Genomic DNA, 25,540 nt, shown 5'->3' on the forward strand with positions numbered 1-25,540 from the left:
CATCCACCCTACGATTGGCGCGCATGGCACACCCTACGTAATAACTCGTGCCGTAGGGTGCGTCGTGCGCACCACACCAGCCAATACCACAACTCAATCGCCCAGGGCGGCCAACTGATCCGCCTGGAACTCCTGCAGCAGCGGCTCGATCACCGCTTCCACGCCACCGGTCAGCACATCGTCGAGGCAATACAGGGTCAGGTTGATACGGTGGTCGGTGACGCGCCCCTGCGGGAAGTTGTAGGTGCGGATGCGCTCGGAACGGTCACCGGAGCCGACCAGCAGCTTGCGCGTCTCGGAGATTTCCTTGTGTACGGCGCTGTCCTGCTGGTCCTGCAGCTTGGCTGCCAGCCAGGACAGTGCACGGGCGCGGTTCTTGTGCTGGGAGCGTTCTTCCTGGCACTCGACCACGATCCCCGACGGCAAGTGGGTAATGCGCACCGCCGAGTCGGTCTTGTTGATGTGCTGCCCACCGGCACCGGAGGCGCGGTAGGTGTCCACACGCAGGTCCGCCGGATTGATCTCGATGGCCGCCTGCTCGTCCGGCTCCGGCAGCACCGCCACGGTGCAGGCCGAGGTGTGGATACGGCCCTGGGATTCAGTCTCTGGCACACGCTGCACGCGGTGCGCGCCGGACTCGAACTTGAGCTTGGCGTAGACGTTGTCACCTTCGACGCGGGAGATCACTTCCTTGTAACCGCCGTGCTCGCCGGGGTTCTCGGAAAGGATCTCGACCCGCCAGCCCTGCTTCTCGGCATAGCGCGAATACATGCGAAACAGGTCGCCCGAGAAGATCGCCGCCTCGTCGCCACCGGTCCCGGCACGGATTTCCAGGAACACGTTGCGGCCATCCTTGGGATCCTTGGGCAGCAGCATGCGTTGCAGGCGGCTTTCCAGTTCCTCGAGCTGCTCGCGGGCACTGCTCACTTCCTCGGCCGCCATCTCGCGCACGTCCGGGTCGCTGTCTTTGAGCAGCACCTGGGCGCCTTCGAGGTCCGCCGTGACCTTGCGGAACTCGCGGTAGGTGACGATCACCGGCTCTACTTCGGCGAACTCCTTGGAATAGGCACGAAACTGGGTCTGATTGCTAATCACCTCGCCATCGCCGAGCAGCGCGGTGAGTTCCTCGTAGCGGTCGTGGAGGATATCCAGCTTGTTCAACAATGACGCTTTCATGATTTCGACTCGCCCTCATCGAGGGCAAACAGTTCCTGGGCCACGGCCAGCGCATCGAAGCGGCCGTCAGCGGAAATTTTCTTCAGTTGCACGCTGGGTGCATGCAGCAATTTATTGGTCAGGCCACGCGCCAGTTGCGCCAGCACTTCTTCGGCACTGGAGCCGTTGGCGAGCAAACGCTGAGCGCGGGCCAGTTCTTCGTCGCGCAGGCGCTCGGCCTGCTGGCGGTAGGCCTTGAGCACATCCACCGCAGCCAGTTCGCGCAGGCGCAACATGAAGTCGCCGGCACCGGCATTGACCAGCTCTTCCGCCGCCTGCGCTGCACCCTGGCGGCTCTTGAGGTTTTCCTCGATAACCTCGTGCAGGTCGTCGACGGTATACAGGTACACGTCGTCCAGCTCGCCGACTTCCGGCTCGATATCACGCGGCACGGCGATGTCGACCATGAAGATCGGTTTGTGCTTGCGCTGCTTCAGGGCCCGCTCCACCGCGCCCTTGCCAAGGATCGGCAACTGGCTGGCGGTGGAGCTGATGACGATATCGCTATTGGCCAGCTCCTGCGGGATGTCAGCCAACAGCACGGCGTGCGCACCGAACTGCTCGGCCAGGCTGCTGGCACGTTCCAGGGTGCGGTTGGCGACGACGATGCGCTTGATGCCCTGGTCGTGCAGGTGGCGGGCGACCAGGCTGATGGTCTCGCCGGCGCCGATCAGCAGCGCCTGGCTGCGGTGCAGGTCGGCGAAAATCTGCTTGGCCAGGCTGACCGCGGCGAAGGCCACGGACACCGGGTTCTCGCCGATGGCGGTGTCGGTGCGCACGGTCTTGGCCGTGCTGAAGGTGGCCTGGAACAACCGACCGAGCAGCGGACCAATGGTGCCGGCCTCGCGGGCCACGGCATAGGCGGACTTCATCTGGCCGAGGATCTGCGGCTCGCCCAGCACCATCGAATCGAGCCCCGAGGCCACACGCATCATGTGGCGCACCGCGGAATCGTCCTGGTGCACATAGGCACAGGCGCGCAGCTCATCGATATTCAGGTGGTGATAGTCAGCCAGCCAACGCAGGACATCGTCGGCGGCCAGCTCGCCCTGCTCCAGGTACAGCTCACTGCGGTTGCAGGTGGAGAGAATCGCCGCCTCACGGCTGGGCGTGCTGCGACACAGCAACTGCAGAGCCTCGACCAGTTGCTCGGGGGTAAATGCCACGCGCTCGCGCACGTCCACCGAGGCGGTCTTGTGGTTGATGCCGAGTGCGAGAAAAGCCATGCAGGGTCGCTACGGAGAACGGAGGCGCGCAATTGTCCTACTTCATCCGGTGCGGGACAACCATTGCCGACATTCTGACCGGGCAATCCAAGAGTGCGCCATGCACATCGCAAGGCCGGCACGGGCTTGTTCGGCCCTCGTCCCCGTGCGACAGCTTGCCGCCCGGCAGGCACAGAGTCCTCATGCACAGCATGGGAGCGCTCATGCAAGCACGCTATCCTCATGGACTCGACAACAGCAGCCTGGAGCTGAGCATCACGATGCTCAAGGGGAGAATGCAATGGCCTTGAAACGACACATCCTCATCGGCGGCGCCTCACGCGGTATCGGCCTGGGCCTGACCCGCGCCTTTCTCGAGGCCGGCTGGCAAGTGCACGCAGTGGCGCGTTCGCTGCCCGACGACAGCCCGCTGCTGGCCCTGCAGCAGCAATGGCCGCACGCCCTGCAGTTGATCCAGGCCGACCTCAACGCTGCCGATGCCGGCGAGCGCATTATCCAGGCGCTCGCTGGCCAACGCCTGGCCTGCGCGCTGTTCAACGCCGGGGTTTCCACGCCCCGTCACGCAGACGCCTTGCAGGCCAGCGTCGAAGAGCTCGGCCAACTGTTCCTGGCCAATGCCGTCGCCCCGCTGCGCCTGGCACAGCGACTGGCCGGGGAGGTAGAAGACGACGGCGTGGTCGCCTTCATGAGTTCGCAGATGGGCAGCCAGGGCCTGGCGATGTCCGCCTCGATGCCGTTGTACGGCGCCAGCAAAGCCGCGCTGAACAGCCTGCTGGTCAGTTGGCATGCCCAGCAGCCACGGCCATGGAGCGTGCTGGCCCTGCACCCCGGCTGGGTGCGCACCGACATGGGCGGCGACGCCGCGCCGTTGAGCGTGGAGCAAAGCGCCGCCGGCCTGCTGCACGTGATTACCGGGCAACTGGGTCGCCGCGAACTGGCCTTTCTCGACTACCAGGGAGAAACCCTGCCTTGGTAAGCAGTAGCGCCTGCCAACCGCCAGAATGAGAAAAGGCCGGACTGCAAGCAGCCCGGCCTTTTCCGTTACAACACGCCGGTCACTGACCCGGCACCAACCTCAGTACTTGCCGATGGCGTTGAAGAACCAGCCCTGGCTGCGGTAGGACAGGTCGGTCAGGTCATCGCTGAAGTCGCTGAAGTTGTAGCCGACACCCGCCTTGAAGTGGTTGCCGAAGTGGCGGTACACGCCCACCAGCGCCCCGGTACGGCTGTCCTTGGCGGCGAACTCGTCGCGCCGACGGACTTCGGCCATCAGGTCCCACTTCTTCACGACATGCCAGTCGACCCGCACGGCGACCAGTTGCCCACGGCTGTCGAACCAGTCGGCCGAGGTATCACGGCTCATGCGCAGTTCGCTGAGGCGGTAGGCGTACTTGCCGCCGATGCTCCAGCGCTCGGTCAGGTCGTAGATACCGTCGATGGCGAACACATGGCTGCGCTGGGCATAGTCGACGTTGCGCCCAGTGGCCGTGGACACCTGATCCGGTGGCGGCAGGTCCGCCAGGTAGGTGTACTTGGCCAGCAGGTTGAGGCGGTCGTTGAGCACCGGACGGTAGGCATAACCCAGCGATGCCTCGACGAAGTCGCCGTCGAAGTAATCGCCACGGTCGGAATCGCCCACGGAGAAGTCCAGCTTGCCGATGAAACGCCAGTCCGGGTTGACCTTGTAGCTGAGGTTGTTACGCATCAGCCACACGGCCAGGTCCTGCACGTCGCTCTTGTCCTTGCGGTATTCCAGACGGCTGGTGTAACGCAACTGCTGGTTGCTGTAGCCGACCTTGGCCCCGATGGCACGACGCTTGAGCTCGTAGTCCGTGCCACTGTTGAAGGTGCCGAACTCGGTGGTCAGGCCATAGCTCCAGTGATCGTCCGGGGCGAAGTCCAGGCCATAGCCCTGGATCAGGCCAGCCTGGTCGCCGTGCTGCATGCGCTGCTCGGCATATACGCTGGTGGTATCGGTCCAGCGCGAACGGGCACCGGAGACCACCTGGCCGGTACGTCCATCGCCGCCCAGGCCACTGCGGCTGGCAAAGCCATCGTCGCTGCGGTCGTTGTCCAACTGGTAGTTGAGGTACAGGTTAGTGCGGTCGGAAGCGTCATGGTTGACGCCGGCCTTGGCGCCCAACCCGAGGTTGCCGCCCGACAGCTCGCCATTCAGCGAGGTACGCTCGTTGAGGCGGTAGTCGCCACCCACGCCCAGACGGTTGTTGGCCTCGCGACCACCATCACGGCTCAGCGTGCCCTGGGTGAAGCCGTACAACGACCAGTCTTCGCCGGCACGGTAGTGCGCCTGGAAGATCGCGTCGTTACGCTCACCCTCGTCGTAGTTGCCGGTGCTGTAGCCAGCGTAGGTACCGGTGTAGAGGTTGCTGTAGGCATTGCCGTAGGTCTGGCGATCATTGCGCAGACCTGCGGACAGGCGCCAGGCCTCGCTCAGGTCATAGGCGATCACACCTTCGGCGGCACGGCGCGAACGGCCACCGTCCTCGTCGGTCTGGTCAGCCTTGATGATCACTTCGGTCTTCTCGCCGATCGGTGCGGTATAGCTACCGCCGACCTGCTCGGTAGCCAGGCTGGACAGACGACCGGGAGCGGAGAAGCCCGCATCGCGTTTCTCGTAATAGAAGGTGCCCTTGCCATCCGCATCGTCGACCACATCTTTCAGGTCGAAAGCGGTTTCCACCCGATTGGCCCGGGCGCGCGAATCGGTGCCAGCCGTTTCCTGGCCAAAGCCGAAACCACCATCGAACGAGAAGCTCTGGTCGAGACTGTCGCCCTTGCTCTGCGCGGTCTCCAGTTTCACCCAGGTGCCTTCGCTGTGGCGCAGCAACAGGTCGCCACCGCCCAAGGTCTGGTCTTCGGCGCCGGTTTGCTGCTGCTGGCTGCCGGTTACGCCGACGCGCACCTTGTCGTTCACCCAGTAGGCGGCACGGCCACCATAGGCCAGGTCGTTGAGCTGGTCGAAACTCGGCGAGTATTCATAGCCGACCACCAGGAACGCCGGGTTACCAGACAGGCTGGAGCCGGAACGAATCAGCGTGCTGCCATCGGCAGTGGCCGACAGGGGCTGGCTGAGGATGACCCGACCTTGCAACGAGTTGACTTCGTAATCGATGCCGGCGACCAGGTCCTGACTGTGCAGTACGAGGCCCGAATCCTTGTCACGTACTTCGACGCGCACGCGCTCGCTGCCGATGGTGATGTCCTGGTGACGCAGGTAGTACAACGAACCACCGGTACCGCGGAAATCCTCACGGGCCGAGGCAGTGCCCGGCTCAGCGGCGAAACCCTCGACCTGCAGACGGCGCTCGCCGAAGCCGGTGAAGGCGTCGTCACGGTAACGAACCTGGGCACCGTACAGGCTGCGGTCGATCTGGGTCAGCTCGGTTTCACGGATCTGCTCGCGGAAGTTACCCCACATGGCGTGGGACTTTTCGTCTTCGACCTTGACGTAGAACTTGCCACGGGTCGGCGCATCTTCGACCAGGGTCGAGTCGTCGCCGAAGGTAGCCCAGCCCTTGTCCGAGTCAGAGGTCATGCGGCGCAGGAACTCGCGCGGGTCCTTGTCGTTGAAGTTGCTGAACAGGCTGTCAGCTGCCTGCTCGCCCGTGTCGACGCTACCGGTGACGGTGTATTTGCCGTCGATCTTGCCCTTGGTATAGAACGCCAGACGACCGTCGACATACAGCTTGTCGTCGTAGTAACGGTCTTCCTGGGTGACCAGGCGCGCCGGACCGCTGGTGTCCTGCTGGCCGACAGTGAAATCGGCGATGGCCACGGTAAACCAGTCGTCCTGCGGCAAGCGCAGGTCGCGACGGTAGATGCGGCCCTTGCCCTCGTCGTCGAGCACGGCCACTTCAACGGTATGCAGGCCACGCGGAATGATCTGCGCTGCCGCAAACGTACCGCTGTTATCCACCGGCACCGCACGGCCCATGACGAAGACGTGCTGGCCTTCCTTGACCTGCTTACCGTTGATGGTCACCGTGCCGCCGGCCACCGGGATGGTGTGGCGTTGCAGGCGGTTGCCGCCGTAACCGGCGAGCAGGTCAGCGGTGACCTCCTCTTCGGGCTCCTTCGGCAACTCGCCACGGGCGACATTCAGCGATTGCGCGCTGGTTTCGTCGTAACGGCCCTGCTCGTCATACACGCGCAGCTGGTAGTAGACGCGATCCGGCAGATTCGCCGGCGGTGTCCAGCTGCCCTGCAGGGCTGGGTCCAGCGCGACGGTATCGAGCAGTTCAGGCTCGCCGAACAGGCGCTTCTTGCCGATGATGCGCACCTCGGCCCGCTTGATCCAGTGCAGGTAGTTGCTGTAGCCGCTGAACGTCTGCTCCTCGCCAATGCGTGCGACACGGGCTCCGGACACCAGGTTCAAGCGCGGCTGCGACGACAGGTTGTCGAAACGCACCTGCAACACGTCACGCGCCAGGGCCACGTCCACGCAACGCTGGGTGTCGGCGCTGCCGGCAGATCCGCCATCCTGCGGCTGACCATCGACACTGATGCGGAACGGCGTAACGCCCGCCTCGGCCACACTGCCCGGCGCGCACTCCTCCGGCTTGGCCGGCGTACTGACGATGGATTCGTCGTACCAGATTTCCACTTCCACCCGGCGGTTGATCGCCCAGGCGCTATCACTGTCGCCTTTGATCAGCGGCTCATCCGGCCCACGGCTGCTGAATTCCACCTGTTCGGGCTTGAGATTCAGACGCTGACGGAAGACTTCACCGACTTCCTTGGCACGTTGCAGGCCCAGGCCGTAGTTGTCCTGGTAAATGGCGCGGGTGCGCTCGGACAGACGCTGCGGATCGGTGTGACCGATCAAGCGCAGACGCAGGTTGCGCTTGCCCGTCAGCCGCTGCATCAGTGTGTCCAGGGCATCGCTATCGCGAGACGGGATGAACGAACGACCCGAGGCGAAACGCACCACTGGCAGGTTGTCACGCAGCACCACGGATTCGATCTTCTCGTCGGTCACATCCACCAGTTGCTCGCGCTTGCCCAGGGCACCGTCGAGCTCCCAGAGCACCAGTTTCTCGCGCGGCAACTCGCGCTCGGCGTTGGCCGGCAATGCCGGCAATCCGCCTAGAGTGAAAGGACGACGCTGCAGCAGCGACTCGTCCTCCATCGCCCCACGCGGCCCTTGCAGACCGCAACCTTTACCTACTTCACATTGTTCCGCGGCGACCGAAACGGCGATGGCCAGCGGGTTCAGGGTCAGGGCGGCAACGCCACAGACCATCCAGTTACGCATGCTCATCGGATCACCTCCACGCTATCAGTCGCCGGTACGATTTCTTCCTCAAGTTGCAGGTCGTAACAGCAGTCGTGGGGCTCCCAATGTTCCTTGATCCAGTCCTTCACATAGGTCACGCGTTTGCGAGCGTCGCTCACCTCACTGTCTACCGGCATGCGGTAGGCGATGCGCAGGATCGACGGCTCGGCGTACAGCAGCTTGAGCACTTCATCGAGACGCGCGGCGTACTCGGTGGTCAGCTTGTTGTCTTTACCGAAGGCATCGCCATTCAGGTCCAGACGCACCACGCGGTGAATGCTCGCACCGAAGTTGGCCTTGACCAGGCGACCCTGGGTCAGGCGCACCACACGCGGGTTCTCGGTGATCACGCGGTAGCCGGACGGCAACGTGCGCTCATCAACCTTGATGATGAAGTTGCTGCCACGCATCTCGCTCGGCACGTCGGCACAGGCGATGTGGTAGCGGCCGTACTCATCGGTGGTCACCAACCAGCCTTTCGGCGTGGCCAGGCGCACGCCGGGAATACCGGGCTCGCCTTCGTCCTGATAGCCGTTGCGGTTCTTGTCGTCGAATACCTTGCCGATCAGGTCAGAGCAGTCGAAGGTTGGGTCGGCAACCACACGTACCGTAGCCGTGGCCACGTTGGATACCCGTGCATTGACGAGCTGATTCGCGGCCCAGGTCTGGTTGACGTATTCGTTGAAACCGACACCAGAACCCACGACCAGCAACAGCTTGATAACACGGACCTGACCGGCATTGATCGTCTGGTTAGGCCAACGCAACAAGCGTCCTTGCACTTCAGGCTCGACCGGCACGCCATCGATCTGCGCCGAGTTCTTGATGTACTTGAAGCCTGGCGGGATCTGGTCCTCGATGGCGATATTGCTCAGCGTCGCCGTCAACGTGTTCCGCGCAGTCAGGGTGTACGGCACCAGCTCACCACGGGTGACGTTGACCTTCGGCGTGACCTTGGTCATGACGATGGCACCACCCAGGATCGGGTCCAGCGGAATATGGTTGTTCACCACGTTGGCCGAGGTACCCGGTGTCAGGTTGAAACGGAAGTAGTACTGCGTGGTCGGCACACCGCCCGCAATAATTCCCTGACAGGCTGCCGGATCATGGCTTGCGATATTGGCCGCTGGGGCAAAATCACTCTGCTGCACCAGCGCTGGGGTAGGGTTAGCACCGACGTTTGGCGCGCCCTGGCATGCCGGAATCAACGTTGACGGATTTGGCAGGTAGCCAGCCGGATACTGTGTCACCTCAAGGGTGTACTCACCCGCAGGTGCACCGGCGCTTAGCCAGAACTGATACATACCATCCAGGCCAGTCGTTTGCGACGACGAGCCATTGAGGATGAAATTGCTGACATCCTGCCCACCCGGCCCACGCAAGGTCACCACCGCACCGGCTACCGGCTGACGAGTCACGGCGTCGTACACCACCCCACTCGGGTCCAGCGGCAGACTTTGCTCGACGATGTGGTCGCCAGGCAGCAGCGTCATGCCCTTGAGAGCGCCCTTGTCGATCGTGGCACCGGCGGGGTTACCATTGTTGACACCATCCACGGCATCTGACGAATCACGCTGCCCCGGATTAGGGGTCAGGTTGCTTTCGTTAGTCACGCTACCGATATATACAGCGCCCGACGCGTCCTTGAAGCGCAGGTCATAGCCAGTGCCCGCAGGCAGACCACCGAAGCTGTACGTGCCGTCCGCACCGGTTACCGCCGTCGCCACGACCACGCCGTTGCGCATCAGCTCAACCAGCACGCCAGCCACACGTGGCTCGTTACCCGTGAATGTGCGGGTATGGTTGTTATCTCGCCACACGGTGCCACTGATTCTGGCCGGTTGAGTGGCAGAAACCTGGGCACTGCTCTGGTTTTCCGGCCCCACAAAGCCATCCGGCTCACCACCACCGGCAATCCTGGCCGTGTTGATCAGCACTGTGCCATCGGCAGAGGCCGCGACCAGCACCTTGACGGTAATGACCGCACCGTTTCCACCAGCAGCAATGATGTCGTTGGTGGTACAGGTCAGGACAGATGCACCCGCACCCGCCGGACAGATCCAACCTGCCCCCACAGCCGGCTCGGCCAGTGTCATACCAGCAGGCAGGTTATCGGTAATGGTGATCGCCCCGCTGGTGTCCACGCTACCGATGTTGCTCGGCGCCAGGGTAAAGATACCCGGCACATTGGAGCCGGCGGCCACCATGTCGGTCACCGAGGTCTTGACGATCTTCAGATCAGGCGCAGCGCCAGGCAGCTCGGGGAAGTTGTTCTCCACCGAAACCAGCTTGTTGCCCGTCAGATCAATCGTGGCGATCTCACTGCTGGTCGCGGTTGGGTTGCTTCCCGTGCCATCAGGAGATTGCGGAGTGCCATTGGTGGTGCCAACGGGCTGGTTTGGTTGCTTAACCGTGTATACACCTTCAGGCAGGTTGTCGAAGCGATAGCTGCCATCGGGCTTGGTGCGAACCTCAGCCACCTTGCTGCCATCTTTCCACAGCTCGATTACCTGGTCTTCGATGCCCTTGTTGTTACCACCCGGGACACCGCTGTTGTCGTGATCCAGGAACACAGAACCACTGACGCTGCGGTTATTGGGCAGCTCGGCAAAGTTGTTGCCGGTGGACTGGGTATTGGGCGGCAGCTTGACGATGCCGATTTGACTGCTGGTCGTAGTGGGGTTACTCCCCGTGCCAGGCGTTCCGCCATTGGGCACGGCACCACCGGTGGCCTTGCCGTTGGAGGTGCCATCAGGCTGGTTTGGCTGCTTGATTTCATAGTCACCCGGTTCCAGACCGTCGAAACGGTAGTTGCCGTCGGCATCGGTGCTTGTCTCAGTAACCTTGGCGCCGTCTTTCCACAGCTCGATTAGCTGCCCGGGAATACCGCTATCGGAACCGTTCACCAGGCCATCGTTGTTGTGGTCGAGGAAGACCTTGCCACTGATGCTGGAAGGAATGACCTCGGCGAAGTTGTTGTTCACCGAGCCGCTGACCTCACCGCCCAGGCCATCATCATTCAGCACGATGCCGGTGATCTGGCTCGTGGTGGTGGTCGGGTTACTGGCGTTGCCTGGAGTGCCCGAGCTGCCATTCACAGCCTGGTTAGTGCCCGGCGTGGTTATGCCGTTACTCGTGCCTGCGGGCTGCGCCGGTTGACACACCGAATAGTTACCTGCCGGCAAGCCTGCAAACAGGTAGTTACCTTGGGCATCCGTAGTCGTTTGAGTCAGAGCGGCTCCGCCGCATGTACCACCAGCATGCAGTTCGATCAAAGCACCCGGCAACGGCTTGTCACCGCTCGCAAAAATGCCATCCGGGGTCACCTTGTTGTCGGCAAACACCTTGCCCGAGATAAAGCCCTGGGTGCTGACCTTGAGCGGAGCGTTGGCCGGATCGCTGTTGCTGCCGGCATCGGTCTGCAACTCACCTGCCGGAATGTTGTTGTTGTAGTCGCCCGCCAGATCGGCAATGACATCGACTTCAATGGTGCAACCGCCTGCGGGGATTGTTGCGCCGCTGGCATAGGTCACCGTGGTCGCACCCGCAATAGCCGTCACCGTACCCGGACAGGTTTTATTCACATTGGGCGTCGCAGCAACCTTCATGGAGCCTGGTGCTTGCGGCAAGTTATCCACCAGCGCCTGGCTCAAGGTGATCGCCGTGGCGTTGGGGTTGTTCAACACGATGGTCAGCTTGGACGTGCCGTTCGCCGGAATGACCGCTGGGGAGAACTGTTTACCCACAGTCGGCGGGGAGCTGATGATCACCTCCGCGCTGGTCGGCTCACCATTGGTGACGCCCTCTTTGGTGCTCACCGCGCCAGAGGGAATACTGTTCACATGACTGCCCGGAATGTTGCTGAGCACATCCACGGTTACCCTACAGCTGGCACCGGCTGCGAGAGTCGCCCCCGTCAGGCGTACGAACGTGGCCGAAGCTGGTGCGGTTACCACGCCACCACAGGTCGTGCTTGCATTAGGGGTTTGTGCCACAACCAGACCGCTGGGCAGGTTGTCCTGCACACGGATTTCGGTCAGCACACCAGTGGTATTGGTGTTGTGCAGGTGCAGCGTCAGGGTTTTCGCTTCGCCAGCCTTGGCCAGCGCTGTACCGCTGCTGAAACCTGCGGTATTGCTGCTGTCCAGCGTTTTACTGTCGATGGCCTTGTGCAGCACCAATGGCTTGAGCACGTGCTGGGTATCGGTCACCGGCGGGTGCTCGATTTCCTTGCCATCGACGGTCAGGCTCTTGGTGGGGATGTTATTGACGTACTCACCCTCGACACTGGCCGTAACGTCCAATTCCACGTAACACGAAGCCGTAGTGCCACCCACCGCTCCTGGCAAGGTGCCTTTGGAGATTTTCACCTTGGTGTTGTCGCTGACATCCACCACCGTGTTAGGCCCGCAGGTCTGCACGATATTGGGACCAACCGGCACATACATGTTGGCAGGCAGGTTGTCGGTTACAGCAAAGTTGGGGGCAACCACTACCGTCGAGTTCAAGAAGCTGATGCGCAGACGCGAACGCTGACCAACGCTAATCACTGCTGGGTTGAAACCTTTATCCAGCGTGACGCTCTTGCTGGTTTGCAGCGAGGCTTCACCAAACGTGGTGCTGTTGGTCTGTCCCTGGTCACTGACCAGAGTATTTAGCGGAATGGAGTTCACCACTGTGCCTGGGTTGGTACTGATCACATCCACTGTGATCGTGCAGCTGGCAGCAGCGGCCAACGTTGCTCCGGTCAAGGCAACCTTATTGCTGCCTGGCGTAGCAGTAAGCACACCGGCAGGGCACGTGGTACTGGCGTTGGCAGGGGTAGCCACTTGCATTCCGCTGGGACTACCAGCTTCGGTACCGCCTAAGGTGAAGTAATCGGTCAGACCAACACCCGACAGCGCCTGCGTACCGTTAGTCACATCAATGGTCAAGCGTGCCGGCTGGCCCGGCGCAACGCTTGTTGGATTAATACTCTTGGTCACCGCTGGCGTCTGCGCACCGCTGCGCGCCAACGTCGCCGTAACCGGCTCGGCGTTACGAATGCCACCATCTGCGGTGACGTTACCCGCAGGAATGGTGTTGACCCAGTTGCCACTGTCGCTACCGTCATTGACCACATCGAACAACAGGTCACACGAGCCACTCGGCGGCAGCGTCACACCAGTCAGGGACACCGAAGTTGCACCCGCCGTCCCTGCCAGCACCGGATTGCCACCACAGGTGGTGCGCAGGTTGGTGGGGTCTGCCAGCTTCAACTTGGCTGAGGTAAGCGGGTCAATGACGGCAACGCCCGTGAGGGCTGCTGCTGCATCATCGTTGGTCAAACGGATACGTACCTGCGACTTGCCGTCAGGGGTCATCTCCGCAGGCTCAAAGGACTTCGCAGCCTTCAGCGCGCCGGTATAGGTCAGCACGGCGGTATTGGAGTCCGCCGTCAGGTTTTGACTACCACCAGCAGGCAGCGCCAGGCTGGCCGTGGCACGTGCCGTATTGGGGTAGTTGAAAGGAGTCTCGGCCTTGGCCGGACCGACCACATCCACCTGCACCGTACACATACCTGGCGCATTGGTCGCGCCATTGCGAGCAGGCAATCGCGCATTATTGAGCGCCAGCGAAGTGCTGCCTGCTGGCGCAATAACGATGCCACCGCAGTTAGTGGAAGCATTCGCAGGGCTGGCAACCGTCAACCCCGCCGGGAAGGTATCGGAAACCGTGACACTCGTGACCTCCTGGTCGTTGTAGTTACGCACGCGAATACGCATGGTAACCACCGTGCCCTCAGGCTTGGAGTTACGGGTCCCGGTCTCCGCATCATTGGCGTAGTTGCTATTGTTCGCGGCGTTATAGCCCTTCGGATACTGGTAATTGGTGCCGTTGAATGTCTTGTCTGCCTGCAAAGGGGCTTGGTGCGTAGTTCTAACTGAATTAGACGCGCTGCCGTTGCACGTCTTCGCAACTTCCGCTGCAGATTGGCTGGCGCCGTACCAGACGCCACATTCGGCGATCTGATTGTCCGTAGCATTCAAGTTCGGATTGTTGGGATCGCTCAGCACCCAAAATGTGATCGAGCATTGCCCTGGAATGTTGCCTGACGTAGCCGGCAAGGTGGGTATGAGGAAATCCAACGACGTGGAGCCCAGCACGTTCGAGGTACTGGTACCGGAGCAACTGTATTCAGGCGTGTAATCCACACCGTTGAACATGCCCGTCAGGAAAGTGGAACCGTTGTTCAGTGCATCAGTGACGTGCACGTCACTTCTGGCAGTGGTGCCAAAGTTGCTCACCTTTACGGTGTATTTGATCGGGTTGCCAGGCGCGGCCACAGCAGGAGAGAGTCGCTCCTTATCAACGTACAGCTCGTCGATCAGGGTCACCGTCGCGCTTTTCTGCTCACTGACGATGCCAGGCACGCTGGTCTTAACATCGCCCTCAGGAATGTTATTGGTGAACGTCAGCGGCTGGTTATTGCTGGTAGTGCCGGTGAAGCTCACTGTGATGGCGCACGAAGCATTCGCCGGGACACTGTAACCACTGGAGGTGAAGCCAGTCGCAGTCGTTGCAGTTGTGCGCGTCTGGCCGCTGGTTTGCGGACATGTCGTCACGATACCGGTCGGTGTCAAGCGTTGGCCGGACTGGATATCGCTGATATTCGTTTCATTGAACTGGGTGATCGGCAGAGCAGTGCTACCACTGTTGCTCAGGGTGATGACAAAAGTACCCGTATCACCACTGGCCACCCGAGCCGGACTGGCGGATTTCGCTACCTGCAACGGTGAACGCACGGTGATGTTGGCCGTTTTTTCAGCTGCAGGCTTGAGGCCCTGGTTGCTACTGAATGAGGCTGGATTGATCTTGTTGAGCTGACTTCCCAACTCGTACTTGCCATTTGTATGACTTGCCTTGACCGTTACCTTGACCTCGCAACTGCCACCCTTGGCGACGGACAGGCCGCTGACGGCTACCTTGGCGGCTGCGCCAGTGGTAGTGGTCACATTGCTCGTCGTCCCGCAGCTCGCGGGCAAGACGCTGACCACGCTAACCGGCTCGATGACGGCACCGCTGCCAGCGGTAGGAAAAACGTCCTCGAACGCCACACCAGTCAGAGCCACCCCATCATCCGGGTTGGTGACTTTCAGCGTCAGGGTAACGTTGTCACCGCCCAGCACTGCGGTGTCGCTTGAAAAGCCTTTTTCCCAGGTAGGAGGAGACACCGCGTTGATATTGAACGCTTGGCCACCACCCTTTTCATTGGTATCACCGGATGAAGTGGATACCGAGTTGTCGCCCAACGTGTAGCTAACGCTCGACGACGCACCTGTGCCGGAAACAGCCTTGACGGGGATCTCGATGTAACAAATGCCCGGAGTCGAACCGACCTTGGCTGGCACCGTCAGCCCGGAGAGATTGATAACGGCACCGTCGGGTGGAGCGGAAGCAGTCACCGTCCCACCGCTGCACCCAGCACCAACTATCACTGGATTACCGTTGCTAACGAACGTATTACCGGTAGCGGGGTTAGGTGTCAGATTGGAAAAATTCACGCCCGTTAACGGGGTGGCAGAGTCGTTGGTCAAGGTGATTAGTACAGTCGTTGTTTCACCTGGCGCGACCGACGTAGGTGATCCGTCTTTGTTATTCACACCTACCGTGAAATCGGCATTCGGCGCAGCCCAGGCCACGCCACCCGCACTCAACAAAGCTACAGCCACCCCTGCATGGGCCAGCCAACGACGCACATTGCCCTGCGCGGAAGAGGCAAGAGTACGCACCGTCATGGAGTGCTGGCCAAAGGAGTTATCGTGCGGCACCGGGGCAAATGCTGGCAGCCCGACACGCATCGGTGCTACAGCATCAACCTGCTGCGCTGGCCGATCTACTAGTGCCATCCCCAGCCCTGAGGCCAGACGCTTACTCCATGAAACCATGTGTTTTCTCCCTACAACGGACGCGAATCGACCAGCCGGTACATTGGCGGCAGCGATGGTAGGGAGGCTGCTAGGGGGTAAACAGGGCGTTTTTTGCGAAAACCGGATTGCACAGATGAAGCACTTCGTCCGCTCAAGCAAAGCTCGGCAGAGGCTTCAATCAAAGGCAAGTGACATGGAAAGGCAGACGTGAAAAGCCTTACAGGCAAACGGGGAAAAACCTGGCGCCTTTGCTGGCGCGGAGCCTTTTACGGCTGAAAAACCGTACCCACCGTCTGCGCGATTCGAGCAACCGACGAACGGCAGCCCATTCAGAGGCGAGTACGTAGAGTAAGGCCAGCACTGCGTGGATCACCAGCGACTACACCGTAGTCACCCTCGCCCAGCGCAGCGAACACTGCAGTGATGTACTGCCTATTGAACAGGTTGCGCGACCAGAGTTCCATCTCCCAACGCCTATTTTCGCGACGCAGGCCAATTTTCACGTTGGTAATCCCGTAGGCGGGCTGGTAGCTACCGGCTCCCGCCTCAAGCGCACCGTAGTAACCACTGCGAAAACTGTAGTCCACACCCGCAAATCCTTCGAGACCACTGCCCAGTGGACGCATATAGTCGGCTCCGGCTGCGGCACTCCACTCTGGGGCATTGAACAGGCGGTTACCGCTCAGGTCGCAGGAGAGCTGCGCATTTCCCGGCTTGCAGGGTGCATTGGAAAAGTCACGGTAACGAGCATCGCTCCACGCCACACCAAGGCGCAGGTCGATACGTTCGCTGGCTCGCAGCAACGCATCGACCTCCACACCGCGCAACCTAACCTTGCCAACATTGACCAGGTTGTCACGTAAGGGAGGGGCATATTGATCCGCCGGACGGCTGTTGGTCAGCGCCTGATAACCATCGACCTCAGCCTGATAGATGGCCAGGTCGAGCAGCATTCGCCCATCCCAAAAACTGCTTTTGAGGCCAGCCTCGTAGGAGTTGACCTTTTCACTGCCGAAGGTAGGCGCCGCGTAGGGCCCAACTACATCCAGGTTGATTCCACCCGCCTTGTAGCCCTGAGCCCAGCTCACATACCCCAGCAGGTTGTCGCGCAACGGGTAACTAACGGCCAACTGACCTGAGAGGTCATGTTCGACAATACTGTTCTTGCGTGAATAGCGACCATCGTCCGCACCCAACCCGCTATCGCGCATCAACTGCCCGCCCCATTGCCAAAGCGGGTCTAGTGGTAATGGCGTAAGACCGGAGACCGCTCGGGTGATGCTGCCCCGCTTGCGCTCAAGGGAGTAACGCAGGCCCGGGGTAATCGCAAGTTTCCCGGTCGGGCGCCAGGTGAACTGGCCGAATACCGCATTGCTGTCACTGCGCTGCCCACCGTCCATGTCCTGTCGTGCACCATCCAGCAGCGAGGCTGGAATCATTCCCGGCTGAATACCCAGCGCGATGATCTCAGGTCGATCACCGAGAAAGAACTTCGCCGCATCCTTGCCGAACGTTACATCGACATGGCGATTGAAACGCTGACGCAGGTAGTACAGGCCAAGCAGGTAATCCAGCGAATCATCGACTGAACCAGCCAGGCGCAGCTCCTGGCTGAACTGATGCTGGTCAAGCCGCGCACCACTCTCCGCCACTGACAGCGACATACCGTCTCCGTCTACGACCGTGTCATAGGACCAGTCCCGGTATGCGGTGATGCTGGTCAGCGCGGCAGCATCGTTCAATTGATATTCCAGTTGCAGGGTGGCACCCGTGTGCTGAATCTGTACAGCATTGCGCCCGTCTTGCAGGATCTCGCGTGAATAAGGGTCAAGGAGCAACGGTCGATAGCCCAGATAGGCCATGCGATCCAGCGTGGAACGGCTGTGACTGCTAGCCGCGAGAACATTTCCGCGTTCGTCTTGCCAACCGTATTCGCCGATCAAGCGTGCACTGAAAATATCGGTGGGTGTCCACAGCAGTTGTCCGCGCAGGCCCTGCCGGTTCTGGTCATTCTGCTTGATGCCCTGATAGAGGTTGTCGATAGCCCCATCGCGCGTCACGTCATAGCCGGTCAGGCGCCCTGCCAGCCCCCCCTCCACCAACGCCCCGGACACCGTGGCGCGATATTGCCGCAGACCATGCTCACCATACGACAGCTCGCCCGCGGCTTCCGGCGTGAAGGTAGGCATGCGGCTGACGACGTTGATCGTACCGGCACTGGTGTTCTTGCCGTACAGGGTGCTCTGCGGCCCACGCAGCACTTCGACCCGCTCCAGGTCGACCAGATCATGAACAGCCATGCCCTGACGCCCCTGATACACGCCATCCAGAAACACTCCGACACTGCCGTCCAGGCCATCGTTGAACGAGCTCAAACCCAAACCGCGAATGCCGTATCCCACGTAACGCGCACTCGGCACCGCCACCAGAAGGCTCGGCACTCGCTGTTGCAGGGACTCAATCGTGTAAATGCCGGCTTCGGCCAGCGCCTCGCCATCGTTCACGCTCAAGGCGATGGGGACATCCTGGGCCCGCTCCTCGCGATGTCGCGCTGCCACGCGCACCTCGTCCAGAACCAATGCGGTCTCTTCCCCGCCTTGCGAATCGGGAGTGACCTCAGCCTGCGCAGCGGTGCAGAACGCACCTATATATAGAAGCAACAGCGAGTGCTGCAGGCGGCGCATCATCAGACCTCTTTTAGTGATTCAGCACCAGCCCGCACATCCAGCAGCGCGAGGATACGACCAAGTAATGCATGACTGGGCGCCGGCTTGAGCAGGCTGCCATCAAACGCCAGATCATCCGCCACCGTTGCGGGGCGTATGGCTGGCGATGCTGAATACAGTAAAACCGGCAGGGTTGGCCAACGTGAACGCACGATATCGAGCAATGCCCAGCCATCCATGCCTGGCATTAGCTGATCGCTGACCAGTAGATCGAAGGATTGACGCTCCAGCCACTGCAGGGCCTGCTCGCCAGACTCGGCGACTTCCACCTCGAAACCGTAGCCTTGTAGCAAGTCGCTCAATTGCTCCAGGTTATGACCGATATCGTCGACCAACAGAATCTGCCGACCGGCTCCATTGGCCGCAGAGGAGTGGCTCTCGACGAACAAACTCTCCACATCCTCCTCGTAGGCCAATTCGGCCGAGAGCACAAAGCTGAAACGACTGCCCTTCGACCAGTTCTCATCGAACAACAACGAGCTGTTCAATTGCCTCAACAACTGATTGACGATCGCCAACCCCAGGCCAGTGCCATTGAAGTGCATGGCATTGCTGCCGCGCCAAAAGGGTTGCAGCAAGTACTCACGCTCCCCGTGTGGAACGCCGATACCGCTGTCGCAGACGCTGAAGCACAGATCCACCGTATGCTCGTTACGCGCCAGGCACTCGACGCTCAGTTGCACCTGCCCGTCATGGGTGAACTTGCCCGCATTACCCAGCAGATTGATCAGCACACGACGCAGGCGTCGGTAGTCGAGACGCGTGACGGAAGGCAGATCGGGATCAAGCGTGCAGACAAAGGCATTGCGCTGACGAGCCGCGAGAAACCGGCCCTCGTCCTCGATTTCGCGCAGGAAGCCATAGAGATAGCCCGGCACGGCGGACGACTCCACCTGCTGCACTTCGCTGCGGGAAAGCTCCAGCAACTCGTCGATCAGCTCCAACTGCTGACGCGCGTTGCGCTCGATCTTGGTCGCATAGTCCTCGGTCGCCCCCATCTGCAGAAAGCGCGCGTAATCGACAATGCTCGCCAACGGCGAACGCAGGTCATGGCTGATCCGTGCCATCAGCGAGCTGCGCGCCAGCAGCGACTCGCGTAACTGAGCGGTACGTAGCGAGACCGTGCTCTCCAGCCGATCATGCTCGGCCTGCTGCTGGCGCTCCAGCTCCTCCAGCGCTCGTGTTTCCCGACTCCGGCTGCGGCTCACTTCCATGATCAAGGTACAGGTCAGCAGGACCAGCGCCGGCAACGTCGACGGCAATGTCAGGCTTTCCGAAGGAACCTGCCAGAGCGCCCCATACGGCCGTAGCAGACGCACCAGACCTTGCAGCATCAACGCACTGACCACCAGCCAGACAACCCAGCCGTAGCCCAGGCGTTGCCGTAAACCGACAAGAAAGGTGACAAGGACCAGGCCATAACCAAGCTGAGCCAGATAATCATGCACAAGCCGGCCCTGCACATAATCGTAAAACCAGAACCAGAAATGGCTGATAGTCAGACAGATCAGGAATGCAGTGAACGCCTGCCCCCAGATCGCCGGCAGTCGACGCACATGCAGCAGGACGCGCAGGTAGGTGAGAAACAGCGTGGAAAACAGCAACAGCAGGATATTGATCGCCTCACGCGACCATGGCAGCAGCGCAGGCCAATACACGAGGTAGCCATTGACCACGCACACCAGCAGGAAATAGGACAACACCGAGAGGGCGCTGATCACCAGCAGGCGCGAACGCAGGATCCACGAAACCGCCAGGCTGAACGGCACCAACAGCAGGACTACCCCCAGAATGAACCCGTCGATCATCGCGCTGACATGGCGCTCACCCAGCAGTTCCAATTCGGACCAGAGCGTCGGTTCGATGCTATGCAGTGACTGGCTGACGACTCGAACCAGCAAGGTCGCCTTTTCGTGGGCCTGCAATTCCAGCGGGAAGATGGGCTGATGCGAGCGTGCGGGCCACAACCCACGTGGGTAGACGCTACCCGCGCGCATCATTTGCCAGTTGTCCCCCAACTTCATATGCACCTGGATATCGCCCAGGTGCGGGAAGCCCACCGTCAACCAGCGCTGGCAGCTCCAGGGATCATCGTTTCTCAGGTGCAAACGCAGCCAGAACGCCGACGCACTGTATCCATAGGGCGCATGGTCTGTGCCGATGCTCGTAAACTGGTTGGCGGGTAATTCAGCCACCTGATCAGCGGTGAGCACGGCTGCAGGGTCCTCGAGCATCAACGCCTGAGGCATCAGATCCAGACGGTCCTGGTCGCAGATAGAGGCCGCCAGTGCCGGAGCTCCGAAACAGAGCAGCAACAGGAATAGCCAGTTCCTCATGCCGGCCGCTCCAGAAGCTGTTCGATCTGCTTGATCAACTCAACCGAACCGGCTGGCTTGAGCACTGCCGCATCGAAATGCAGACCATCTGCCACACCGCGAGGACACAGTTGCGGCCCGGCCGAATACAGCAGCACCGGCATCTGCGGCTGGCAGTCTCGTGCAGGCGCCAGTAGCTCCCAGCCATTCACCTCCGGCATGACCTGATCAGCCACCCGTAGATCGACCGCCTGCTCGCTCGACAGGCCCATGGCTTGCCGCCCATCAGCCGCCACCTGCTCAGCCGTCAAGGTTGCACCTGGATCTTCCTGCCAGCCGACATGCGATATCAGGTACAACCGCTCGACCAAACAAGGGGATGCCACCCATGCGCCGAGACTACCCAGCATGCCGAACAGCAGAACCCCCAGGCGTCTCATATTGCCCCGCCCGCTTCCAGCCTGTGCTCCAGCAACCGCGCTATCTGCTCGATCAGCTCACCACCATCGGCAGGCTTAAGCAGGGCTGCATCGAAGACCAACTCAGCGGCAACATGCGATGGACGCAAGGGAGGAGCCGCCGAATACAACAACACAGGCAGCTCCGGCTTGTGTTCACGCGCCCAGGCCAGCAATTGCCAGCCATCGAAGCCAGCCATCATCTGATCGGTGATCAGCGCATCGAAGCGTTGCTCTGCCAATAGAGACACAGCCTCTTCACCACTGGCAGCCACCATGACCTCAAAACCATAACCCGCGAGCAGATCGGCCATGCTCTCACGGTTCTGCTCCACATCATCGACCAGCAGGAGACGGCTGCCGTCTCCAGAGAGCGCCACCGCCCTGCCCTCCAACAGCACCAGGTCCAGCTCATCTTCATGGGCCGTAGCCAGATCAAGCTGAAAATGAAAGCGGGTGCCCGAAACCTGCTCCGTATCCACCTGCAACGTGCTGCCCATCTGCTCAAGCAATTGGCTGACAATGGACAATCCAAGACCGGCCCCCTCATAGCGCACGGCGTTGCGCCCTCGCGAGAACGGTTGCAGCACCTGCTCGCTTTCGTCCGCGTGAATGCCTATGCCGGAATCGCGCACCTCGACATGCAGGCTCACACGCCCCTCATCCCGGGAAACAGTCGAAATGTGCAATTCGACCAGGCCATCGCGGGTGAACTTGGCCGCATTGCCCAACAGATTGACCAGCACCCGACGCAACCGACGAAAATCGGCGTGCACCAGCGGCGGCAACCCTGCATCGATCAGGCATTCGAACTGGTTGTTCTGGCGCTGAGCCAGAAAACGCCCTTCGTCCTCGATCTCGCGCAGGAAGCGATACAAATAGCCGGGGACCACTACCAGTTCCTGTTGCTGCAGCTCGCTACGCGAGAACTCCAGTAGCTCATCGATCATTTCCAACTGGCGACGCGCATTGCGCTCGATGCGCTGTGGATAGTCCTGATTATCTCGGCCTTGCAACTGATGCGAGTACTCGATGATCCCTGCCAGTGGTGAGCGCAGATCATGGCTGATACGAGCCAGCAGGGAGCTGCGTGCGCGTAGCACCTCCTGCAGTTGCTCTGTACGTCGCGCCACGGTTGTCTCCAGGCGATCCTGTTCAGCGACGCGCTGCTCGTCGAGTTCAGCACGAGCCAACTGTTCATTGCGCCAGTTGCGCCGAAACTCCATGACCAGCGTACACACCAGCAGGAATATTCCCGGCAGGCTGGAGGGCAGGCTCAATGGGTCCTCACCGTATTGCCAGACACTGTCCTTGATACCCAGCAGATAGCGACTCATGCCCTGCAACGAAAACATCCCCACCAGCAGCCAGGCCAACCAGCTGGGTTGCAAACCTCGCCGCCAGGCCAGCACGCAGAACAACGGCACGATGAGGTACAGCACCCAGCGCAGTTGTGCGAACAGGATCCGGGTGTACATGAAATCGCCAATCGCCCCCCACAACAGCAAGCCACTCAGCGAGACCATGGCGAACAGCCAGGTGTAGCGCCACACCTTGGGGAGCTGGGGCACCCTGAACAGCACCCCGACATAAGCCATGAAGAAAAGCAGGGCAAAGCCGGACAACGCCCCAACTATCTGATGCACCCAGGGCAGTAAGCCGGGGACATAGAACAAATACCCCGTAGCAGAACAGACCAGCAGCAAGTAACTGAGAATCGCCAGCGCGTGGACCATCAACAGGCGCGAGCGAATCAGAAACCCTACGATCAGGCTGAATGGCACGATGAGAATACCGATACCCAGTGCGATGCCATCAAGCAAATGAGCACTCTGGCTGACCCGCAGTTGCTCGGCCTCGGTCCAGAGACGAGGATTGGGCATGAGAACGCCGCGACTGGCGATGCGAATGATCACCTGCACCTCTTCGTCCGGCGCAAGCATCAGCGGAAACAGCGGTTCGCGTGCCCTCAGCGCCCAGTCCGCCAGTGGATAGTCACTGCCGGAAAGCATCTCGCTCCAGCGCCCGTCGCGTAGCAGATGCACCTGGACGTTATCCAGCCGAGGCTCACCAATCGACAACCAGCGCGAGCACAACGCATCACCATTGTTGTGCAACACGAAGCGCAGCCAATAGGCCGAGTGACTGTAGATCTCGCTGGGACGGATATCACCGACGAATTGCGCGTCAGGCAGCGCTGCCACTTGCAGTGGCGTCAGTGTGCGCTCTGCATCTTCCAGAGCCTGCACCGGCAATTTGAGCCCCATGCGGGAGGCTTCGCACAAAACGGTCGCGCCAAAGGCCGGAAACATCGCCAGCCATACCAGCAGCCCGACCCATAACCTCATCAGCCGCACTCATCCTGCGGCTCGCCACGTGCCCGCTGGCGATACTGGGTCGGTGTCACGCCCACGCGCTCGCGGAACGCGGTAGTAAAGTTACAGGCACTACGGAAGCCCACCAGATCGGCAATGTCCTGCACACTCACCGCGCTGTCTGCCAGCAACTCCTGGGCATATTTCAGGCGAGCCTCGCGAATATAGGCGAATACGGTCGACCCCAGGCGCTCACGAAAAATGGCTGACAGGCGCTTGTCATGGGTGCCGACCTTGCGGGCGATCTCGGCTAGCGAAGGCAGCTCGTTCAGATTTTGACCAATAAAGCGCATGGCAGCATGTAGCACTACCTGGTCGGCATCTCGCGTATCCGTGCGCTCGGCAGGCACTGCGATCGCCTCGTCACGCCAGATCAGTTGCAAGTGCACACGAATACGCGCCAGCACTTCTTCAGCCTCGAATGGTTTGCTGACGTAATCCACCCCGCCCAGGCTCAGCCCCTCGATTCGCTCATCCAGGGTTACGGCCGAGGTCAGAAAGATCACAGGCACCCGCTGCGTTGCAGGCTCCTCGCGCAGCAGGCGGCAGAGGGTGAATCCGTCCATATGAGGCATGCGCACGTCGAGCACGATCAGATCGGGACGCAAGGCCAGGGCACGCTGGTAACCCTGGCGTGAATCGTGAGCAACGGAAAGACGCCAAGGTTGCACCCTCAACAATTGCAGCAGAGAGCGAACATCCTCGGGGGTGTCATCGATAACCAAGATATGTGGCGCACGATCAAAGGACTTCTTTTCGGCAATCACTTGGGCTTCAGCCTTATGCATGATGGCTGCAATCGCTTTGTACGATTTATTTAGCCAGTTTCCGCTCAAACAAAGCAGTAATCCGTTACAGCAAAAGTCCCCGGTCTGGAGGGCGCATACGATAACCCAATGCCCTGTGCATGGCACGCCGCAGCGTTGCTTTCACGGCAATTCAGCATTCCAAGATCGACATATAAAAATATGATTCAGGTCAATTTACTAAGCGATCTTTACTGGTTTATCTGCGTGGTCGAGGCCGGTAGTTTCTCGGCGGCAGCAGAAAACACCCGCGTGGCGAAGTCCAGCCTGAGCCGGCGCATCATGCAGCTGGAACAGCAACTGGGCGTGCAGTTGCTCAATCGCACCACCCGTCAGTTCACGCTGACCACGGTCGGCGAGCAGATCTATCGCAACGCCCTGGAAATGCTCGCTGCCGCCGAAGCTGCCTCACTGAACGCCCAGGAAACACTCGGCACACCGCGCGGCCTGCTGCGCTTGTCAGCTCCCAGTGCAATCACCCCATGGTTATTGGGCCAGCAGTCAGCCTTCCACAAACAGTTTCCACGCGTGCGCTTCTCCCTGCTCCAGGCCGATGCGCTCGTCGAACTACGCCCCCAGCGCCTGGACCTATCCCTGAGCCTGAACGCCTCACCCAAGGACAGCAGCGAAATCGTCGCGCGCCCGCTCGCCAAGCTGACAAACGTCATCGTTGGCCACCCTGCCCTGCTGAAACGCCTGGGCAATCCGAAAACCCTGGCCCAGGTCGACGACAGCGCTCTTCTGGCCATCGGCTCGGCAACAGCCCCGCAACCCTGGAACCTAGAACACACCCAGCGCGAGCTACACAACCCCGTGTTGTGTGCAGAGCACCTACTGAGCCTACGTGAGGCCGCAAAAGCCGGACTCGGCCTAGCCTGCCTGCCGCTATACGCCTGCCAGGACGAACTCACCGCAGGCACCCTCCTCCATGCCTGCCCGCAGGATCAGCCTAACGACACCACCCTCTATGCGCTAACGCCCTCACACCGCGGTATTACGCAAACCACGCGCAGCTTCCTGCAACACTTGCGAGAGCAGCTTGCAGATAACCCGCCTCCCGGCATGGAACCCATCCAGGTTCTGGCAAGTCTCAGCCCTGAGACGTAAAGCCCCAGCCATTTCGCGCCCAAGGTCAAACGCTCCTCACCACCGTCCCGATAAAGGGATGCACTGACACCGCGAGCGCCCATAAACATTGACTGAGCAGGCTCGC

Annotated in this window: 11 protein-coding genes; 2 read left to right on the plus strand and 9 right to left on the minus strand. The window is 60.8% G+C overall.

Annotation, left to right across the window (positions count from 1 at the left end; all coding sequences use genetic code 11):
- Positions 1-93 precede the first annotated feature (93 nt).
- Both prfA and hemA read right to left on the minus strand, forming a co-directional pair.
- Complete coding sequence (gene prfA / locus ACWPW0_RS17380) at positions 94-1,176, minus strand: peptide chain release factor 1 (protein ID WP_447593367.1); 1,083 nt, start codon at positions 1,174-1,176, stop codon at positions 94-96.
- The gene (gene hemA, locus ACWPW0_RS17385) at positions 1,173-2,441 is read right to left on the minus strand and encodes a glutamyl-tRNA reductase (protein ID WP_454256006.1); all 1,269 of its coding nucleotides are present in this window, start codon (positions 2,439-2,441) and stop codon (positions 1,173-1,175) included. Before hemA ends, prfA begins: the two co-directional genes overlap by 4 nt.
- Positions 2,442-2,721: 280 nt before the next feature.
- Here hemA and ACWPW0_RS17390 point away from each other — a divergent pair, with 280 nt between their 5' ends.
- The gene (locus tag ACWPW0_RS17390; protein ID WP_454256007.1) at positions 2,722-3,417 is read left to right on the plus strand and encodes an SDR family oxidoreductase; all 696 of its coding nucleotides are present in this window, start codon (positions 2,722-2,724) and stop codon (positions 3,415-3,417) included.
- 99 nt (positions 3,418-3,516) lie between these two features.
- On the opposite strand, the gene ACWPW0_RS17395 is transcribed toward ACWPW0_RS17390, so the two are convergent.
- The 7 genes from ACWPW0_RS17395 to ACWPW0_RS17425 all read right to left on the minus strand — a co-directional run bounded on the left by ACWPW0_RS17395 (position 3,517) and on the right by ACWPW0_RS17425 (position 24,309).
- Entirely contained in the window at positions 3,517-7,722 is a 4,206-nt protein-coding gene (locus ACWPW0_RS17395; protein ID WP_454256008.1) for a hypothetical protein, read from the minus strand.
- Entirely contained in the window at positions 7,719-15,182 is a 7,464-nt protein-coding gene (locus ACWPW0_RS17400) for a DUF7933 domain-containing protein (protein ID WP_454256009.1), read from the minus strand. The genes ACWPW0_RS17395 and ACWPW0_RS17400 overlap by 4 nt, the downstream gene beginning before the upstream one ends.
- 794 nt (positions 15,183-15,976) lie before the next feature.
- Complete coding sequence (locus tag ACWPW0_RS17405; RefSeq protein ID WP_454256010.1) at positions 15,977-18,334, minus strand: TonB-dependent receptor; 2,358 nt, start codon at positions 18,332-18,334, stop codon at positions 15,977-15,979.
- Positions 18,334-20,709: a 7TM-DISM domain-containing protein gene (locus ACWPW0_RS17410; RefSeq protein ID WP_454256011.1), complete on the minus strand. Its 2,376-nt coding sequence runs from the start codon at positions 20,707-20,709 to the stop codon at positions 18,334-18,336. The genes ACWPW0_RS17405 and ACWPW0_RS17410 overlap by 1 nt, the downstream gene beginning before the upstream one ends.
- Positions 20,706-21,128, minus strand: a complete 423-nt coding sequence (locus ACWPW0_RS17415; protein WP_454256012.1) for a response regulator — start codon at positions 21,126-21,128, stop codon at positions 20,706-20,708. The genes ACWPW0_RS17410 and ACWPW0_RS17415 overlap by 4 nt, the downstream gene beginning before the upstream one ends.
- Complete coding sequence (locus ACWPW0_RS17420) at positions 21,125-23,494, minus strand: hybrid sensor histidine kinase/response regulator (protein ID WP_447593380.1); 2,370 nt, start codon at positions 23,492-23,494, stop codon at positions 21,125-21,127. The genes ACWPW0_RS17415 and ACWPW0_RS17420 overlap by 4 nt, the downstream gene beginning before the upstream one ends.
- Positions 23,494-24,309, minus strand: a complete 816-nt coding sequence (locus ACWPW0_RS17425) for a response regulator (protein ID WP_454256013.1) — start codon at positions 24,307-24,309, stop codon at positions 23,494-23,496. The genes ACWPW0_RS17420 and ACWPW0_RS17425 overlap by 1 nt, the downstream gene beginning before the upstream one ends.
- 180 nt (positions 24,310-24,489) lie before the next feature.
- On the opposite strand from ACWPW0_RS17425, the gene ACWPW0_RS17430 reads away from it, so the two are divergent.
- A complete protein-coding gene (locus tag ACWPW0_RS17430; protein WP_447593384.1) occupies positions 24,490-25,434 on the plus strand; it encodes a LysR substrate-binding domain-containing protein in 945 nt (314 codons plus the stop codon).
- Positions 25,435-25,540 lie beyond the last annotated feature (106 nt).

It is taken from the genome of Pseudomonas sp. Marseille-Q8238 (assembly GCF_965111915.1).

Coding starts and splice junctions, on each gene's coding strand:
- ACWPW0_RS17390 (WP_454256007.1), top strand. CDS start 2,722: ATGGCCTTGAAACGACACATCCTCATCGGCGGCGCCTCACGCGGTATC.
- ACWPW0_RS17420 (WP_447593380.1), bottom strand. CDS start 23,494: ATGAGGTTATGGGTCGGGCTGCTGGTATGGCTGGCGATGTTTCCGGCC.
- ACWPW0_RS17405 (WP_454256010.1), bottom strand. CDS start 18,334: ATGATGCGCCGCCTGCAGCACTCGCTGTTGCTTCTATATATAGGTGCG.
- prfA (WP_447593367.1), bottom strand. CDS start 1,176: ATGAAAGCGTCATTGTTGAACAAGCTGGATATCCTCCACGACCGCTAC.
- ACWPW0_RS17410 (WP_454256011.1), bottom strand. CDS start 20,709: ATGAGGAACTGGCTATTCCTGTTGCTGCTCTGTTTCGGAGCTCCGGCA.
- ACWPW0_RS17430 (WP_447593384.1), top strand. CDS start 24,490: ATGATTCAGGTCAATTTACTAAGCGATCTTTACTGGTTTATCTGCGTG.
- ACWPW0_RS17415 (WP_454256012.1), bottom strand. CDS start 21,128: ATGAGACGCCTGGGGGTTCTGCTGTTCGGCATGCTGGGTAGTCTCGGC.
- ACWPW0_RS17425 (WP_454256013.1), bottom strand. CDS start 24,309: ATGCATAAGGCTGAAGCCCAAGTGATTGCCGAAAAGAAGTCCTTTGAT.
- hemA (WP_454256006.1), bottom strand. CDS start 2,441: ATGGCTTTTCTCGCACTCGGCATCAACCACAAGACCGCCTCGGTGGAC.
- ACWPW0_RS17395 (WP_454256008.1), bottom strand. CDS start 7,722: ATGAGCATGCGTAACTGGATGGTCTGTGGCGTTGCCGCCCTGACCCTG.